We start from the raw sequence: 17,216 nt of genomic DNA on the forward strand, positions 1-17,216 counted from the left end.
AATTATCTGATAATTGGCTGGGATGGTAGGATTCGAACCTACGAATGCCAGAGTCAAAGTCTGGTGCCTTACCGCTTGGCTACATCCCAACATGGGGTGGATAGTGGGACTCGAACCCACGACCTCCAGAGCCACAATCTGGCGCTCTAACCAACTGAACTATATCCACCACACAATAAATGGTGCGCCTGGAGAGATTCGAACTCCCGACACACGGCTTAGAAGGCCGTTGCTCTATCCAACTGAGCTACAGGCGCATATGGAGCGGGTGATGGGAATCGAACCCACGTAACCAGCTTGGAAGGCTGGGGCTCTACCATTGAGCTACACCCGCATATAATCAACTTAATTTAATTTTCCTCGCTAGTTTCTCAATTCGTCTGACAGTTTTAGATTATATCAGATGCCCCTATCTTTGTCAACACCTCCAGTAAAAAATTTTCGTAGATTAAATTGTATAAAAGACATAAAAAGAGTAACTTTTCCTTTTACGCCTTTCTAAGCTTCTTTTATCACTGAAGCTTCTTCTAAATTCACCAATCTTGGGAATATCCCGCTTTTATCAATTGTCACTAATGCTATTGTTCTTTTCGCACCTTCTCGTGGCAAAGAAGGACTGCCGGGATTTAAAAGTAAAATATCTTCTTGTTTTGAAATCATAGGAATATGTGTATGCCCAAAAAATACCGCATTTACTCCCAATTCTTTTCCTCTATCTAAAATCGTTTGATACTCATACTTCACGTAATATCGGTGTCCATGAGTCAACAGGATTTTTTTGCCTTCTATTTCAATTACTTTCTCCAATTCGTCTTTTGTAGGAAAATCACAATTTCCTTTAACATACTCCAATGGAATACCAAACTCTTGAGATAGTTGAGCGGCGTCTGAAGCATTATCTCCTAAATGAATAAGATAATCTATTCCCTTAAGCTCCCGCAATTTTTTTCTAACCAGTGTAAATATACCATGTGTATCACTAATTACAGCTAAAACCATTTACTTTTCCCCCAAACGTTGCAAAATGTAATTTTTCAATTTCACAAGAGCATTAGCTCTGTGACTTATCTTATTCTTTTCTTCCATAGTAAGTTCTGCCAAAGTTTTCCCTAAATCATCAACGTAAAAAATCGGATCGTATCCAAAACCATTTTTTCCTCGAGGACGATCTAAAATATACCCTTCTAATTTACCTTCTAATAAAGTTTCTTTTTCTCTTTCTACCACTGCTATCACTGTCTTAAAATAGGCTTTTCTTTTTTCGTAAGGAACGCCCTCTAATAGCTTTAATAATTTTTTGTTGTTATCTTCATATGTAGCATTTTCACCAGCAAATCTTGCAGAATATACTCCAGGTTGCCCATTTAAATACTCCACAAACAACCCTGTATCATCGCCTATAACAATTCCATCAACTTTTTCTTTTAAAAAGCGAGCCTTGATAAGAGCATTTTCTTCAATCGTATTTCCTGTCTCTTTTATATCTTCTTTTATGCCCAAGTCTGCCATGGAATAAATTTCAACAGGATAGCCTTTAAAAAAATTTTTTATTTCTTCAGTTTTGTGAGGATTGTTGGTTGCTATTATTATTTTCAACTGAATCAACTCCTATTTTATCAACAATATCATAAAGAACTTCTTTTTGAATTTTGATAATCTGTTCAATCCCATATTCTGCAAGGCTTAAAAGGTCTGATAAATTTTGCTTTGTAAATGGTCCACCTTCACCTGTTCCCTGTATTTCTACAATTTCTCCTTTGTCTGTCATAACTACATTCATATCTACTAATGCATTCGAATCTTCCTGAAAGGATAAATCTAAAAGCTTATTTCCATCTACAATGCCTACACTTACAGCTGCAACAAAACCTTTTAAAGGAATCTTAGGAATATCGCCTTTTTCTACCAATTTGTTAAGTGCATCTGCCAATGCTATAAATGAACCTGTAATAGAAGCTGTTCTTGTACCTCCATCCGCTTGGATAACATCGCAATCTATCCAAATAGTTTTTTCTCCTAACACATCCAAATCTACTACAGACCTTAAAGAACGGCCTATAAGCCGCTGTATTTCCATAGTCCTTCCACTAGGTCTTCCTTTAGTTACTTCTCTTGGATTTCTCGTTTCAGTTGCTCTTGGCAACATACCATACTCACTAGTTATCCAACCCTTACCTGTACCTTTTTGGAATGGAGGTACTTTATCCTCAATAGAAGCTGTACAAATGACTTTTGTCTCCCCCATTTCAATTAGCACAGAACCTTCTGCAAATTTATTAAAATTTCTTGTAATTTTTATAGGTCTTAGCTCATTAAATTCCCTTCCATCAATTCTATTCATTTCTTCAACCCTTTCATTTCATAAAAATAGTTTAATGTTAATTTATCCTCTCATTGTTTTTATTCTACAATATTATTTTAAAACCTTTATTAATATTTTACAAGAACATAAAAACAAAAAAATCTGGTTTAAAAAACCAGATAAATTATGGATTGTTATTTGTATTATATACAGAATTAGAAACAGTGGTAGAAATAGATCCCTCTTTTAATTTTTTAAAATACTCTACAATACCGTTATATATTCCTTGAGCCACTTTCCATTGGAAGGCATCATCTTGAAGCAAGGCTGCATCATCAGGATTCGTTATAAAAGCTGTCTCAATAAGTATTGCTGGCATTTTTGTCTTGTTTAGCACTGACAAACTAGGACCTTCTTTAAGTCCCCTATCTACCGTATTTATCTCTTTCATTAAGTTATTATAGATAATTTGAGCAAAGGTCTTGTTGTCTCTCGTATCTCCTTTGTATCCATTTGGATAATACCATATTTCTGTGCCTTTAGGAGTTGGAGTTCCAAAAGCATTAGTATGTATACTTATAAATATGTCAGCTCCCGCATTGTTCGCTTCTTGTGACCTAGTAATAAGGTCTACAAATACATCAGAATCTCTAGACATCATCGTTCTAAATCCACCTTTTGTGAGAAGGCTATTTAGTTTAAGAGCAATCCCTAAAACTACGTCAGATTCTCTTAAGCCACCTACTCCTATCGCTCCAGGGTCACTTCCCCCATGACCAGGATCTATGTAAATAAGAGGCACTGTATCCGCCTTAGACTTTATAACCAACATTATAATATTTTTATCGACTATTTTTACAGAATAATCCGTTTTGCTAGTAGTATCTGCCACCACCCTCACTGTGTCGTTGTTATACTGTGAATACCTTATAGCCGTTATAACATTTCCTTCTACTGGTATTTGACCAGCTTTATTGCCATCTGGCATTTTAAGAACAGCATCTGATATGTCTATAACTATTTTATTATCCCCTATTCTTTGAGTATTAAAATGTTCTGCATCAGCATTAATTATAACTTTATCATAATCACCTTCTTTTGTAAAACTTATCCCTGTTACATAGCTTGTCCCAACATCAAAAGAAATAGTTAAACGTGTTTTATCCTGCGATTGGATAATTTTGTAAGGCACCACCTCTTTTAAATATATAACTGCTCGCACCTTAGGTGTAGGCTGTGTTTGGTTTTGTGCAATTACTGCCTTTACAAGACTTTTTTTGTTAATTTCTATATCTGTTCTTCCCTTAGCCCATATGGCATCTTCTATATCAATATAAATTCTAATATCCCCACTATTTTCTATAAGTCCTTGGTTATATTTTATAGGATTATCTCCTGTGATATTTATAGAAAATATGCCATTATTATAGCTTGTATCAAAATTTGTTATATTTACAATTTTAGGAGGAGAGGTAGTATTTATTTGATAATTTTTTTGGTCCCATTCTACTTTATAACCAAAAGTCTCAAATAAAAATCTAAAAGGAATATATGTATATCCCTTTTTACTAATTTCTATTATTCTTGCAGGAGCTATCAATTTAACTTCTTTTCCATCTACTAAAGCAATATCACTTCCAATAGTTAATTTAACTGTTTTATCTTTTGTTATAGTAACCGTCTTGGTTTTATCATCCCACTCTACTTTAGCTCCAAATCCTTTTTCTGAGATCACCCTCACAGGAATTAATGTGCTGGCTTTTAAAATTAAAGGTGGGGTCTTTCCTGTATCGAAATTTTGACCATCTATTTTAATTGTGACATCTGGAATATTGTAATAAAAAGGTTTTCCATCTACTAAGATAGTATTTTTATAAGCGAAGGCCATACTGTAGGAGGCTAAAATTGCTACAACTATTGCAACAAATAATACTATTTTTTTCACTAAAAACCCCCCTTTTTTTGAAAAAATTCGACTTTAAATATATCATAATACATTAATATTACAAAATGATTACAAACTCATTACAATTTTTTAACTTTATTAGTAATTACATATACTGTATCGGTTAAATGGATTAGTTTTTTGAGTTTTAGGAAAAATAAAAAAGGGAGGTGGCACTTGTGACTAATATAAATTGCACAGCCGATTGTATTTACCAAAAAGAAGGAAAGTGTATTTTATCTAATCTTTCACAGATGAACAAAATCAATGGATTAATTGATGATTATATCGATAAAAACAAAGTCAGCGATGAAAATTCAAATATCAATTGTGCATATTATATAAAAGCAAAAAAATAACAGCAAAATGCTGAAAAATTTGTTCACAAAGTGAGTAATATAAATCAAGCCCCACTTTTAAATGTATAAAAAGTGGAGCTTATTATTAATCTTAGCCTACACTTAGCGTAGACTATTTATTTAGACAATTCTTCTTTCAAAATTTGATTAGTAAGCTGCGGATTTGCTTTTCCTTTGGTCGCCTTCATAACTTGCCCTACCAAAAAGCCCATTGCCTTTTCTTTGCCATTTTTGTAATCCTCTACTGATTTAGGATTTTCAGCTATGACTTTTTTGATAATTTCTCTTAATTCGTCCTCATTAGCTATCTGTTTCAATCCTTTTTCTTCTACTATTACCTCTGGCTCTTTCCCTGTACCAAACATCTCTTCAAAAACAGTTTTAGCAATGGATCCGCTTATCACACCGTTATCAATTAATTTAAGCAATTTTACTAACATTTGCGGTGTTACGGGTACTTCGTCTATTTCTTTCCCTGTCTCATTCATGAGGCGAGAAAATTCTCCCATAAGCCAATTGCTTACAGCCTTTGGAGAATCATATTCGAGAGCGCACTTTTCAAAGAAGTCCGCTATTTTCTTTGAAGAAGTTATAATTTTAGCATCATATTCAGGTAAACCGTACTCGGAAATAAATCTCTCTCTCTTGCGGTGTGGCATTTCAGGCAAAGACTTTCTAATCTCTTCTTTCCACTCATCTGTTACAATTATTGGAACTAAATCTGGTTCAGGGAAATACCTGTAATCATGAGCTTCCTCTTTTGTCCTCATAGGCTCGGTTATTCCTTTTGCCTCATTCCATCTTCTTGTCTCTTGTACTATTGTTCCGCCTTCTTCTAAGACTTTTATCTGCCTTTTTATTTCATATTCCAACGCCTTTTGAACGGCTCTAAAGGAGTTTAAATTTTTAAGCTCTATTTTTGTCCCTAATTCAGTACTTCCCACAGGCCTCACAGACACATTTGTATCAACTCTTAAAGAACCTTCCTGCATTTTGCAGTCAGAAACTTCGGTGTACTCTAAAATGCTCTTTAATTTTGTTAAGTATTGATAAGCTTCTTCAGGTGTAGACATATCTGGTTCAGAAACTATTTCAATGAGAGGCACCCCTGCACGGTTGTAATCTACTAAAGAACCATCTGTATTTTCATGTAGCAACTTTCCAGCATCTTCTTCAATGTGTATCCTCTTTATTCCTATTTTCTTCACCTTACCATCTACTTCAATTTCTACATATCCGTTGCTGCACAAGGGAAGGTCATATTGAGAAATCTGATAAGCTTTGGGCAAGTCAGGATAAAAGTAGTTTTTTCTGTCCATCTTGCTGAAGTTTGCAATTGTGCAGTTTAAAGCAAGTCCCGCTCTTACAGCATATTCTACAACTTTTTTATTTAAAACTGGTAAAGTTCCGGGAAGTCCAAGACATACCGGACATACGTGGGTATTAGGTTCACCGCCAAATTTGGTAGTACAACCACAGAAGATTTTGCTCTCTGTCAAAAGTTCGGCATGGACCTCTAAGCCAATCACTGCTTCGTACTTCATTATCTTGCACCTCCTATGGCCTGTGGTTTTGCACTAAATTTATTGGCTTGTTCAAAGGCATAAGCGACATTTAATATTTTCCCTTCGTCAAAATGTCTGCCAATTATCTGAAGTCCAACAGGTAAGCCATCTGAAAGACCACAAGGTATGGATATGCCAGGGAGCCCCGCTATGTTAACCGATACAGTGTATATATCTGCTAAGTACATGGCTAACGGGTCGTTTGCCCTTTCTCCAATTTTAAAAGCTACAGTAGGACTTGTTGGACCTATTATTACATCGCATTTTTCAAAAGCTTTTTCAAAGTCATTTTTAATGAGAGTTCTGACCTTTAATGCTTTTTTGTAATAGGCATCGTAATAGCCCGAACTTAAAGCGTAAGTCCCTAGCATTATCCTTCTCTTTACTTCTTTTCCAAATCCTTCACTTCTCGTGACCATGTACATATCAATTAAATCTTCATATTTTTCTGCAATATGGCCGTATCTTATACCATCATACCTCGCAAGGTTAGAACTAGCCTCTGCCGAAGCGATTATATAATAAGCTGGAAGAGCATATTCTACATAAGGAATAGAGATATCTATGATTTCTGCACCTAAGTCTTGTAAAACTTTTATAGATTCTTGTACAGTTTCTTTTACCCCTTCTTCTATTCCCTCGCCAAAAAATTCTTTAGCCACTCCTATCCTCAAACCTTTAATATCTTCTTTGAGATAAGAAGTGTAATCAGGCTTGTCTATTTTTAAAGAAGTAGAGTCTTTTGGGTCATGCCCTATAATTGTATTTAATACAATAGCACAGTCTGTAACATCTTTTGTAAAGGGTCCAATCTGGTCAAGTGAAGAGGCAAAAGCTACAAGGCCATATCTTGACACCAATCCATAAGTAGGTTTCATCCCTACTACACCGCATAAAGAAGCTGGTTGTCTTATAGAACCACCTGTATCTGAACCCAAAGCAAAAGCCGCCTCGTCTGCCGCTATAGCTGCTGCAGAACCACCAGAAGACCCTCCTGGAACACGGGATAAGTCCCAAGGATTTTTTGTAGTTTTAAAAGCGGAATTTTCTGTAGAAGACCCCATTGCAAATTCGTCTAAATTGGATTTTCCTAAAATTATCACTCCTTCTTCTAGTAATTTTTCCACTACTGTAGCATTATAGGGAGGAATATAGTTTTCTAGCATCTTAGAAGAACAAGTGGTTTTTATTCCCTCAGTAGAAATGTTGTCCTTTATTATGACAGGAATGCCTGTAAGGGCCGTGTCCTCTCCCTTTTTGATTTTCTCATCTGCCTCTTTTGCTTTTTGCAAGGCAAAATCCTCTGTAATTGTGACAAGAGCATCTATTTTAGGTTCTACTTCTTTTATTCTTTCAAGATAGGATTTTGTCACTTCCAAAGCGCTGACTTCTCTCTTTTTGAGAAGTTCTCTAAGTTCGTGAATTGTCAAACTATATAATTCCATTTATGTACCTCCTCATTCTATAATCTTTGGCACTTTAAAACAGCCGTTCTCTTTATAAGGTGCATTCATCAATATTTTGTCTCTGTCCATTGAAGGCTTTACTTCGTCTTCTCTAAATACATTATGGATTGGCACTATATGAGCTGTAGGCTCTACATTTTCAGTGTCCAATTCGTTTAATTTGTTTACATAGTCGATAATTTTGCTCAGTTGCACTGTAAACTCTTCTATTTCCTCTTGCGAAAATTTGAGACGGGCCAGTTTAGCCACATGCTCAACTTCGCTCCTGCTAATAGCCATGTTACCACACCTTTCCTTTATTATTCACCTATTATAGTTTACCACAAAAACATATTTTTTGAAGGATAGAGTTTTTAAATATTTTCACCTTTTAGCATTTCTTCAAATTGTTTTTCATCAATTATCTTTATTCCTAATTCTTGGGCTTTTTTAAGTTTAGAACCAGGATCTTTACCTACTAATACATAGTCTGTTTTTTTACTTACTGAATTTGTAACTTTTCCACCTCTTTCTTCAATCATTCTGGTAGCTTCTTCTCTCGTGTAACTTTCCAACGCTCCTGTCAAAACAAAAGTTTTCCCTTCAAATATGTTGCTTACTTTTCCTTTTGAAAGTTTTTTCATGTTTACTCCAGCATTTTTAAGTTTTTCAATTATCTCTACATTTTGTTTTTCTGCAAAAAAGGAAACTATGCTTCTTGCCATCTTAGGTCCTATGTCAGGCAACTGTGTAAAGTCTTCAAATTTTGCCTTCATGATATTGTCCATTGTCTTAAAATGCTCAGCAATCACTTGGGCAGCTTTACTGCCTATTAAGTTTATACCCAAGCCAAAGAGCAATCTATCTAAATCTCTTGTTTTGCTTTCTTCAATAGCATTTAATAAATTTTTAACAGATTTGTCCCCCATTCTTTCTAATTGTATTAAATCTTCGTATTTAAGATAATACAAATCTGCTATGTTGTGAATTAGACCTTTTGACAAAAGCTGATTTATTATAGCTGGCCCCAATCCTTCTATATCCATTGCATCTTTTGAAGCAAAGTGGATAATGCCTCTTAGAAGCTGTGCAGGACAATTTAGACCTGTGCAACGCCTTATAGCCTCACCCAGAAGCCTGACAGCTAAAGCACCGCATTCAGGGCATCTATCTGGCATTACAAATTCTCTTTCTTGTCCAGTCCTCTCTTCTTTTACCACTTCTACTACTTCAGGAATGATTTCTCCCGCTTTTTGAACTATTACCGTGTCTCCTATCCTTATGTCTTTCTCTTTTATGTAGTCCTCATTGTGAAGTGTAGCTCGGCTTACAACAGAACCTGAGATGGGCACTGGCTCCAATATAGCTGTAGGAGTCAAAGCTCCGGTTCTTCCTACTTGAACTATTATGTCCAAAACTTTTGTTTTTTTCCTCTCTGCAGGATATTTAAAAGCAATAGCCCATCTTGGTTCCTTTGCAGTCTGACCTAAAATCTTCCTCTTTTCAAGGTCATTTACCTTTACTACTGCTCCATCAATATCATAAGGCAGCTTATCTTTTAAATTTCTTATTTCTTCTATTTCTCTTATTACTTCATCTATATTGCTACATTTTTTGTGAATGGGTATTACTTTAAACCCTTGTTCTTTTAAAAATTCTAATGTCTCGACGTGAGTTTTAAATTTTCTACCCTCAACCCTTTGAAGGTTAAAAATAAAAATGTCCAAATCCCTTTTCGCAGTCACTTTAGGGTCTAATTGCCTTAAAGAACCTGCTGCGGCATTTCTAGGATTTGCAAAAAGGCTTTCCCCTAATTTTTCTCTTTCTGTGTTTAATCTTTCAAAAGAAGCGCGAGGCATGAAGACCTCTCCTCTTACAACAAGGCTTACATCATCCTTAAGCCTTAAAGGAATTGACTTTATAGTCTTTAAATTTTGTGTGACATTTTCTCCTACGATCCCGTCTCCTCTTGTAGAACCCACAGTAAATATGCCTTTTTCATAAATTAGTTCCACAGATAAGCCGTCAATTTTTAATTCTACTACGTACTCTACATCTCCCACTGCCTCTCTTACTCTTCTGTCAAAGTCTCTAAGTTCTCCCTCAGAAAAAGCATTAGCCAAACTTAACATTGGAACTACATGGGTAAAAGGCTCAAATTCTTTTAAAGGCTCCCCACCTACTCTTTGGGATGGAGAGTCTGGAGTTTTAAGCTCTGGATATTTTTCTTCTAATTCTATAAGTTCTCTCATCAGCATGTCGTACTCATAGTCTGAAATCTCTGGTTGGTCCAAAACGTAATATCTGTAATTGTGATAATTTATTTTTTCTCTCAATTCCTTTATCCTTTCTTTTGGATCCATAATTCGACCTCCACATTTCAAGAAATAGCTTTAATAGGAGCAAACTTTAAGTCTAACTTTTTTATGCCCACATTTGGAAAGGCAACTGTAATCTCTTCTCCTTCTACTTTTACTACAGTACCTATCCCCCATATTTTATGCTCTACTTTATCTCCTAAATTATATTGAGCCTTTTCATAAGTTTTCCTTTCTACATAGCTAGATACAGACCTATACTCTTCCCTTGGCTTTGATAACTCATGGTATCTTACTAAAAACCTCTCAGGTATTTCGCTTATAAAACGGGAATAGGAGCTGTACTGAGATTTGCCGTATAAATTTCTCCTCCTCGCATAGGTCATATAGAGTTTTTCTTTAGACCTCGTAATGCCAACATAACAGAGCCGTCTTTCCTCTTCTAATTCATATTCATCTGTAAATGACTTAAAAGAAGGAAATATTCCTTCTTCCATGCCTACCATAAAGACAACAGGAAACTCTAATCCCTTCGCCGAATGCAACGTCATGAGAACAACGCTTTCTCCAATCTCTCCAGCCAAGTCAATATCAGATACCAATGTTATCCCGGCCAAAAATGCTTCTAAAGATTTGTCCTCTGAAGACTCTTCAAATTCATAAGCCGCATTTAAAAACTCTTTTAGGTTTTCTATCCTTCCTTCTGCTTGTTCTGATTCTTCTTTTTCTAACTCCTCTACATATCCAGTCTCTTCTAAAATGTAATTTATTACTTCACTGACAGTCATTGTATCTTTTTTATCAATTAATTCTAAAATAAATTCCTTAAATTCTAAAAGGCTATTTTTAGCCCTTTGGCTTACTTTTGCATCATCTATTGCAAAAAAAAGACTGGTGTCTTTCTCCAAAGCTGTAGCCTCTAATGCTTCAATGGTTGCAGCTCCAATACCTCTTTTAGGAACGTTTATTATCCTTTTAAAAGATATGTCATCATAAGGATTTACAAGTATTCTCAAATAGGCAATAATGTCTTTTATTTCTTTTCTGTCGTAAAACCTTAAAGCTCCGACCACTTTGTAAGGAATTCGCACCCTCATTAAGGCTTCCTCAAAAGCACGGGACTGGGCATTTGTCCTGTATAAAATAGCAAAATCTCTAAAACTTCTATTTTCTCTTTCTTTTAAGTTGATTATTTCTTGTATCACAAATTCCGCCTCTTCCCTCTCATTCTCTAATTCACAGAGAATTATCTTTTCTCCTTGTTCATTATTTGTCCATAAAGTTTTTTTCTTCCTTCTTATATTATTATCTATGACATAATTGGCTGCTTCCAATATTGTTTTGGTAGAACGATAGTTTTGCTCTAATTTTATAACTTTAGCCTCAGGATAATCTTTCTCGAAATTTAATATGTTACCTACATCTGCCCCTCTCCAACCATATATGCTTTGGTCATCATCACCAACTACACATAAGTTTCTGTATTTTTGGGCTAACATATTCACAAAATGGTATTGAGGCATATTTGTGTCTTGATATTCATCTACCATTATGTATTTAAATTTCCTCTGGTAAAAGTCTAAAACTTCTGGGCTTTCCTTAAAAAGTTCAATGGTTTTTATAATTATGTCATCAAAATCAAGTGCATTGTTTTTCTTTAACTTTTTTTGATATAATTTGTATATTTCACTTATTTTCTTACTTCTGTATTCATTTCCAAAAACATGAATATACTCTTCTGGAGTTACCATTTTATCCTTTGCAGAAGAAATAGCATTTAAGACAGTTTTCACAGGATACTGTTTTTCACTTAAATTTAGCTCTTTAAGGCATTCCTGTATTAAAGCCTTTTGGTCAGTAGTGTCAAATATGACAAAATTTCTGTCATATCCTATTTTGTCAATATCTCTCCTTAAAATTCTCACACTGGCTGAATGAAATGTAGATACCCACAGGTCCCCTATATAACCCAGTAACTCTTCTACTCTTGTTTTCATTTCCTCTGCCGCTTTATTTGTAAAAGTGATAGCCAGTATGTTAGAAGGAGAGATTTTTTTCTCTTTTATAAGATAAGCAATTCTATGAGTCAAAACACGAGTTTTTCCGCTTCCAGCTCCCGCTAATATCAAAAGAGGTCCTTCTGTAGTCATAACTGCTTCTTTTTGTTTGTCATTGAGGTTATTTAATATGCTGTTCATTTTTCTCACTCCAATTTAGTTTTAAAAAAGCCCGGTTTTATTCCCGGGATTCTGATTCTAACCTGTCTAATATAATTTTATATCCATTTGCTCCATAATTCAATGCCCTATTTACTCTGCTTATGGTAGCAGTACTTGCTCCTGTCTTTTCTGCAATTTCTATGTAAGTCTTTTTTTGGCGAAGCATTTTTGCAACCTCCAATCTTTGGGCTAATGCCTTTATTTCATTTATTGTAGCAATATCTTCAAAAAATCTGTAACATTCCTCTATATTTCTAAGTTTTAAAATGGCCTCAAATAACTGGTCAACAAGTTCATCTTTAATTTTAGATTCATACATAATTATCCCTCACCTAATGAAATAATTTAATTGTTTACAAATATATTGTAATAAATATTAAAAAATAATTCAATACTTTAAAGCGATTTTTTATAACGTATACAAAATAGATTTGTAGTTGTCTTGTGGACAAATGACTTTCAAAGCTTCGGGTCATAATGACAAAAAAGAAACAAGGTGATATAATTATTATAAAAATACTACCCGGAATTTCCGGGTAGCGAGGGGATTTTATTATTGTCTTTTTTCTAATTGATTGACTCTTTTATAGAGCTCAATCATTCTTTTTATTAAATTTTTTTCAGCAAGGGCTGTCATAAGCTGGTCTTGAGCGTGAATTACTAGAAAATTAGGAGCTTCACTTTGCTCTCCTTGTGTAAGCATATTTTGGTATTTATGCCCTTCATAAAACTCTTCATCTGCTTTTTCAAGATGCTTTTCAGCTTCTTCAAAGTCTCCTCTTTCGGCTGCATCCAATGCTTCATAAGCCTCTGCCCTTGCATTTCCTCCATGTAATACTAAGTTATATATTATCTGTTCTAACTCCATTAGTTTCACTCCCATCACAAATTACTCGTGGTCTGCTGCTTGCTTTTCGTTTTTTAAAAGTTGAGCTTCATACATTTTAAAGAAGGGATAATATATAATCGCTGTTACAATTAAATTTACCAGCTGCAACAAAGCTCCTTGCCAATGACCACCAGTAGATAAAAATCCGCTTATAAAAACTGGAACTGTAAAAGGCAATTGTATTAAAGGTCTTGGTACTAAGTTTACAGCAAAAGCAAAGTAATTTATTGTTACAACAGCTGCTGGAGCTAATATAAACGGAATAATGAGTATCGGATTTAACACAATAGGTGTACCAAAAATTAGTGGCTCGTTTATATTAAATATTGCAGGTATAAGCTCAGCTCTCCCAATTGTCCTAAGTTGTGCAGAAGCTGAAAGTAAAAACATTATTGTCAAAGCCCATGTAGTACCTGAACCACCTAAATGAGTAAACACATGGAAGAAAGGTTCAGTTACAATGCCTGGTAAAGGCAGCCCTTTTGCTGCAGCTTCTGCATTTGCAGCTAATTGAGTCATCCAGAAAGGATAAGCAATTGAAGAAACAACATTCATACCGTGAATTCCTAATGACCACAAAAGCATCATGAGTATTATTTCAGCTAAAGCTGCAGGATAACTATTTGATGCAGCAACAAGGGGCTTAAATAAGTCAAGCACCAATTGCGGCAATGTTATATGGAAATTTGCCCATACAATCCATTCTACAATCCACGCTGACACTATCATTACAAACATAGGAACTAATGCTAAGAAGCTTCTTACCACATAAGGTGGCACACCTTCAGGCATTTTTATTACCAAACCACTTTTGTTAAAGAATCTCACAACTATTGCCGTAATTATGCCTATTATTATTGCTACAAACAAACCTTGACCGCCGAGGTAATTTAGTACATCTCCAAAAGTAACTTTTGTCACATCTGTTGCAGGAAAGCTTGTTATAAAAAATGCCAACATTGAAATAATTCCTGTCATCGTCTCGTCGAGGTCCCATCGTGTAGCAAGGCTATAAGCTGTACCAAAGGCTACCATCATAGCCATTATCCCAAAAGTAAGTTGGAAAGGTATCATGATTTGAGCTGCAATAGGTTTTACTGCTCTTGCCCATGCATGTATAGGTGCCCAATTAATTCCCTCTGGTGGATTTGCTATAATTAAGAAAAGGGCACCAGTCAAAATCACAGGCAAAGCAAAGCTTGAAAATGCGTCTCTAATTGACTGCAAATACACATTTTGCGCTATACGAGCAAGAACTGGCATTAAAGATTCTTCCATCCACTTCATAAACCAATTGTTTGAAAGCCTATCGTTCATTTTATTCCCTCCTTAAACTTCTTTTCCACTTTTTTTAGCAAGCTCAATTATTTGATTTAATATTTTTTTGCCATCCATCATAGCAAAGGCCTGCATGTCGACTATATCAACAGGGATATTGTATTTAGAAGCGATTGATTCAATTTCTTTTTTGAGATGTCTTACTTGTGGTTCTAATAATGCTACATCGTATTCCTCTGCCTTCTTTTTAAACTCTCCTGTACCGCCAGCATCTACCACAACATCCAATCCTTGCTTTTTAGCTTCATCTGTTACCTTTTTAGCAAGAGCACTGGAAGTTGCTCCCCAGCTGCAGAGTATTACTCCTCTTATTGCCATTTTTAACACCTCCTTTCAAAGATTATTTCATTTTTTTCTTTTTAAGCTTTTTATGTTGTTTTTGTAGGTTGCTATCATAAAGTTGTATCATTTTTATGACATAAGTCTGTATTGCAAACACTACTAACATAAAGGCACTTCCAAAAGCCATTATTTTTAAGCCATTAAGGAAGCTATCATGAAACATGGCATAAAATCCTGTAGAAAACCATACTACCCCCAAAAGCAAATAAAATATTTTTCTTTGAACTCTCGATATGCTAAACATTTTTGATCCTCTCCTAAATTATCCTTTTTATTTCTTCATAAAATTTTTTCAATAACACTTCTTTTATTTTTTCTTTGACCTCCTTTTGGGACTGTGCTTCGTTAAGAGTATTCACCAAATCTTCTCTTTCAATTAAAGACATGCTTAAATCTCCTAAAACTTCAATTCCTTCTCTATCACCTTCTGGTGCTACCATTAAAAAAGCTGTCCTTATCTTTTCATAATCTCCTACAAGATTTTTCATTTTTACTTCCTCTATAACTTTTCCTACAACTACTAATGGAAAATCTATATTTTCAATTGTGCAATGATATATGACAAATCCTTTGTTTGGTAATACTATTTTACCTAAGCTTTCTCTTTTTAAAAGTCTTTCTTTTATTTGCTCCTTTTGATTTTCACTTATTAAATTTTTATCTATCAAATTCTTAAGAATATATTCTATTATTTGAGTAGACTTTTCACCTGTTACAGTCATATAGGTTATAGAATCGCATAATTCTAAAATTCTCTTTCCATAATTAGCTATATGAAAGGCCTCTTTTTCGTAATTTTCTTCCTCCTCTTTTTTTATTCCGTACTCCATAATAAAGTCTGTATTTAAGGCCTTCTTTAGCTTTTCTACATCTTCCTTCAAAAGCAAAGGATTTACTACAACGACTTTTTTATCTTTTATGTCAAGAGGTATTGTAGAAACAATTAAGTCTATATCATCTCTTCCTTTTAAATCTTTTAGTTTTATGCTGGAGGTAACATCCACTATGTTTATTTGTGGAAACATCTGAAGTTTTGACATCAGCATTCTGGAGGTTCCAATACCACTAGCACATACCACCATTATGTTGTACTTTTTGGCGGCCTCTTTTTTCCTCTCTAAAGCTGCACCAAAATGCATAGCAATATATCCAACTTCATCTTCTGGAATATCCATGTTTAATTTTTTTCGCAAAACATCGCAAACTCTATTACTTTTTTCAAAAAGCAAAGGATATTTTGTTTTTATATCCTCCAACAAAGGGTTTCTTATATCAAGTCCCATCTCCAATCTGTACACCGCCGGAACTAAATGACTCTTTAAGCCATCTTCCAAAAACTCATCTTCTGAAAAACTGACATCAAAAATTTTTTCTGCTTCTTTTATCATGTCCCGGGCAATAATCTCTATGTCTTTGTCATTGTAATTTTGAGTAGTTGACCTGTACTTTGCACCTATAAGGTGTATTGTCACATAGCCAATCTCATCTTCAGGTATAGGTATATCCAATTCTTCTTGTAAATATTTAGCTAACTTTTTAGCAAATTTGTATTCATTAGTTTTTTTAAGTTCCTGTAAATTGTCTTCACCCATTTCAATAGTTTCACCATTTTGAAGCCTTTTTATAGCTAAGGCAAGGTGAACGACAAGGCCTAAATAAGAACTCTCTACAATTTCATAGTCAATTTGCGATTTTAATTTTAAAATTGCCTTTTCTATTTTCAAGACAGTATCGTAGTCAATTAAGTTTAAAAGCCTCAAATCTATGTTTTTTTCAATATTGTTTTTTGCGAGATATCCTGTTTTTAAGAAATCAATCAAATCTGCAGTATCAAAATTCTCATACAAAAAGTTAGCTATAGCTTTTCTAAAAGAGTTTTCGCTTCCCGATATATAAACGCCATAACCTGGCTTTGTTATTAAAGTTAATCCTTGTTTTTCAATCCACTTTTCTAATTCTTTAAGGTCATAACTTATTGTAGAAGTGGTGACGCCAAATTTTTTGCTGAAATACTCTAATTTAACAGGCTCATTTAGCTGCAAAAGCTCTGACAATATCATTTTTCTTCTCTCTTCTGTTTCAAACTCTGAACGATATCCTACTATATCCAGCTTTAGCTTCTCAATATCAGCAACATTGCCTTCTATAACCAACCCATCAGTCTTATTTACAATTTTTGAATTGTAATTTTTAACAAATTCATTTATAGAAGCAATTTCTCTGTATACTGTCCTTTTGCTTACATCAAATTCTTTCATAATGTCTTCCATTCTTGTATTTGAAGAGGACAGTATTTTTCTTAAAATTTGCAGTTGGCGCCCTCTCAATTTATTCATTTTACATCATCACTTTTCTGTGACATTAATTTAATAATAGTATCTCTTTTTACGTCTATATTATACACCTAATCGCTAAATTAACAAGGAAAAGATGTAAATCATCTGGCATTAGCATTGTGTCATATTTTTAATTGTAAAAATATACAAAGGAGATA

Annotated in this window: 16 protein-coding genes and 4 tRNA genes; 1 reads left to right on the forward strand and 19 read right to left on the reverse strand. The window is 34.4% G+C overall.

From position 1 onward, the window contains the following. Positions 1 to 14: 14 nt before the first annotated feature. The 8 genes from I4N53_RS04140 to I4N53_RS04175 form a co-directional block, all read right to left on the reverse strand. Positions 15 to 89: transfer RNA gene (locus I4N53_RS04140), tRNA-Gln, on the reverse strand. 3 nt (positions 90 to 92) lie between these two features. Further along, positions 93 to 169: transfer RNA gene (locus tag I4N53_RS04145), tRNA-His, on the reverse strand. A gap of 11 nt (positions 170 to 180) precedes the next feature. Continuing rightward, positions 181 to 257: transfer RNA gene (locus I4N53_RS04150), tRNA-Arg, on the reverse strand. Positions 258 to 260: 3 nt separating this feature from the next. After that, positions 261 to 334: transfer RNA gene (locus tag I4N53_RS04155), tRNA-Gly, on the reverse strand. 164 nt (positions 335 to 498) lie between these two features. Further along, on the reverse strand, positions 499 to 999 hold the full coding sequence (locus I4N53_RS04160) for a metallophosphoesterase (RefSeq protein ID WP_214495672.1): 501 nt from the start codon (positions 997 to 999) through the stop codon (positions 499 to 501). Beyond that, complete coding sequence (locus tag I4N53_RS04165) at positions 1,000 to 1,596, reverse strand: XTP/dITP diphosphatase (protein ID WP_214495673.1); 597 nt, start codon at positions 1,594 to 1,596, stop codon at positions 1,000 to 1,002. It abuts the gene before it with no gap. Next, positions 1,556 to 2,341, reverse strand: a complete 786-nt coding sequence (rph, locus tag I4N53_RS04170; RefSeq protein ID WP_214495674.1) for a ribonuclease PH — start codon at positions 2,339 to 2,341, stop codon at positions 1,556 to 1,558. Before rph ends, I4N53_RS04165 begins: the two co-directional genes overlap by 41 nt. Before the next feature lie 145 nt (positions 2,342 to 2,486). Further along, positions 2,487 to 4,247: an N-acetylmuramoyl-L-alanine amidase gene (locus I4N53_RS04175; RefSeq protein ID WP_214495675.1), complete on the reverse strand. Its 1,761-nt coding sequence runs from the start codon at positions 4,245 to 4,247 to the stop codon at positions 2,487 to 2,489. 179 nt (positions 4,248 to 4,426) lie between these two features. Here I4N53_RS04175 and I4N53_RS04180 point away from each other — a divergent pair, with 179 nt between their 5' ends. After that, a complete protein-coding gene (locus I4N53_RS04180) occupies positions 4,427 to 4,606 on the forward strand; it encodes a hypothetical protein (protein WP_013149965.1) in 180 nt (59 codons plus the stop codon). A 116-nt stretch (positions 4,607 to 4,722) separates the two neighbouring features. On the opposite strand, the gene gatB is transcribed toward I4N53_RS04180, so the two are convergent. From gatB to I4N53_RS04235, 11 genes are all read right to left on the reverse strand, one after another. After that, entirely contained in the window at positions 4,723 to 6,150 is a 1,428-nt protein-coding gene (gatB, locus tag I4N53_RS04185) for an Asp-tRNA(Asn)/Glu-tRNA(Gln) amidotransferase subunit GatB (protein ID WP_003868768.1), read from the reverse strand. Continuing rightward, positions 6,150 to 7,616 carry an Asp-tRNA(Asn)/Glu-tRNA(Gln) amidotransferase subunit GatA gene (gatA, locus tag I4N53_RS04190; protein WP_009051706.1) on the reverse strand — a complete coding sequence of 489 codons (1,467 nt, stop codon included), beginning with the start codon at positions 7,614 to 7,616 and terminating at the stop codon, positions 6,150 to 6,152. The genes gatB and gatA overlap by 1 nt, the downstream gene beginning before the upstream one ends. Before the next feature lie 12 nt (positions 7,617 to 7,628). Continuing rightward, entirely contained in the window at positions 7,629 to 7,916 is a 288-nt protein-coding gene (gatC, locus tag I4N53_RS04195) for an Asp-tRNA(Asn)/Glu-tRNA(Gln) amidotransferase subunit GatC (RefSeq protein WP_003868770.1), read from the reverse strand. A gap of 74 nt (positions 7,917 to 7,990) precedes the next feature. Then, the gene (gene ligA / locus I4N53_RS04200; RefSeq protein ID WP_214495676.1) at positions 7,991 to 9,979 is read right to left on the reverse strand and encodes an NAD-dependent DNA ligase LigA; all 1,989 of its coding nucleotides are present in this window, start codon (positions 9,977 to 9,979) and stop codon (positions 7,991 to 7,993) included. A 17-nt stretch (positions 9,980 to 9,996) separates the two neighbouring features. Next, positions 9,997 to 12,132, reverse strand: a complete 2,136-nt coding sequence (gene pcrA / locus I4N53_RS04205) for a DNA helicase PcrA (RefSeq protein WP_214495677.1) — start codon at positions 12,130 to 12,132, stop codon at positions 9,997 to 9,999. 37 nt (positions 12,133 to 12,169) lie between these two features. Beyond that, positions 12,170 to 12,472: a YerC/YecD family TrpR-related protein gene (locus tag I4N53_RS04210; RefSeq protein WP_009051708.1), complete on the reverse strand. Its 303-nt coding sequence runs from the start codon at positions 12,470 to 12,472 to the stop codon at positions 12,170 to 12,172. Between the two features lie 234 nt (positions 12,473 to 12,706). Then, positions 12,707 to 13,021 carry a PTS lactose/cellobiose transporter subunit IIA gene (locus tag I4N53_RS04215; RefSeq protein WP_214495678.1) on the reverse strand — a complete coding sequence of 105 codons (315 nt, stop codon included), beginning with the start codon at positions 13,019 to 13,021 and terminating at the stop codon, positions 12,707 to 12,709. 21 nt (positions 13,022 to 13,042) lie between these two features. Continuing rightward, the gene (locus tag I4N53_RS04220; RefSeq protein ID WP_214495679.1) at positions 13,043 to 14,359 is read right to left on the reverse strand and encodes a PTS sugar transporter subunit IIC; all 1,317 of its coding nucleotides are present in this window, start codon (positions 14,357 to 14,359) and stop codon (positions 13,043 to 13,045) included. Between the two features lie 12 nt (positions 14,360 to 14,371). Continuing rightward, on the reverse strand, positions 14,372 to 14,698 hold the full coding sequence (locus tag I4N53_RS04225) for a PTS sugar transporter subunit IIB (RefSeq protein ID WP_003870491.1): 327 nt from the start codon (positions 14,696 to 14,698) through the stop codon (positions 14,372 to 14,374). Positions 14,699 to 14,720: 22 nt separating this feature from the next. Beyond that, complete coding sequence (locus tag I4N53_RS04230) at positions 14,721 to 14,966, reverse strand: hypothetical protein (protein ID WP_003866796.1); 246 nt, start codon at positions 14,964 to 14,966, stop codon at positions 14,721 to 14,723. A gap of 13 nt (positions 14,967 to 14,979) precedes the next feature. Continuing rightward, on the reverse strand, positions 14,980 to 17,058 hold the full coding sequence (locus I4N53_RS04235; protein WP_003866797.1) for a BglG family transcription antiterminator: 2,079 nt from the start codon (positions 17,056 to 17,058) through the stop codon (positions 14,980 to 14,982). Positions 17,059 to 17,216 lie beyond the last annotated feature (158 nt).

This window comes from Thermoanaerobacter sp. CM-CNRG TB177 (genome assembly GCF_018588165.1).
GTDB classification, from domain to species: Bacteria; Bacillota; Thermoanaerobacteria; order Thermoanaerobacterales; family Thermoanaerobacteraceae; genus Thermoanaerobacter; species Thermoanaerobacter thermocopriae.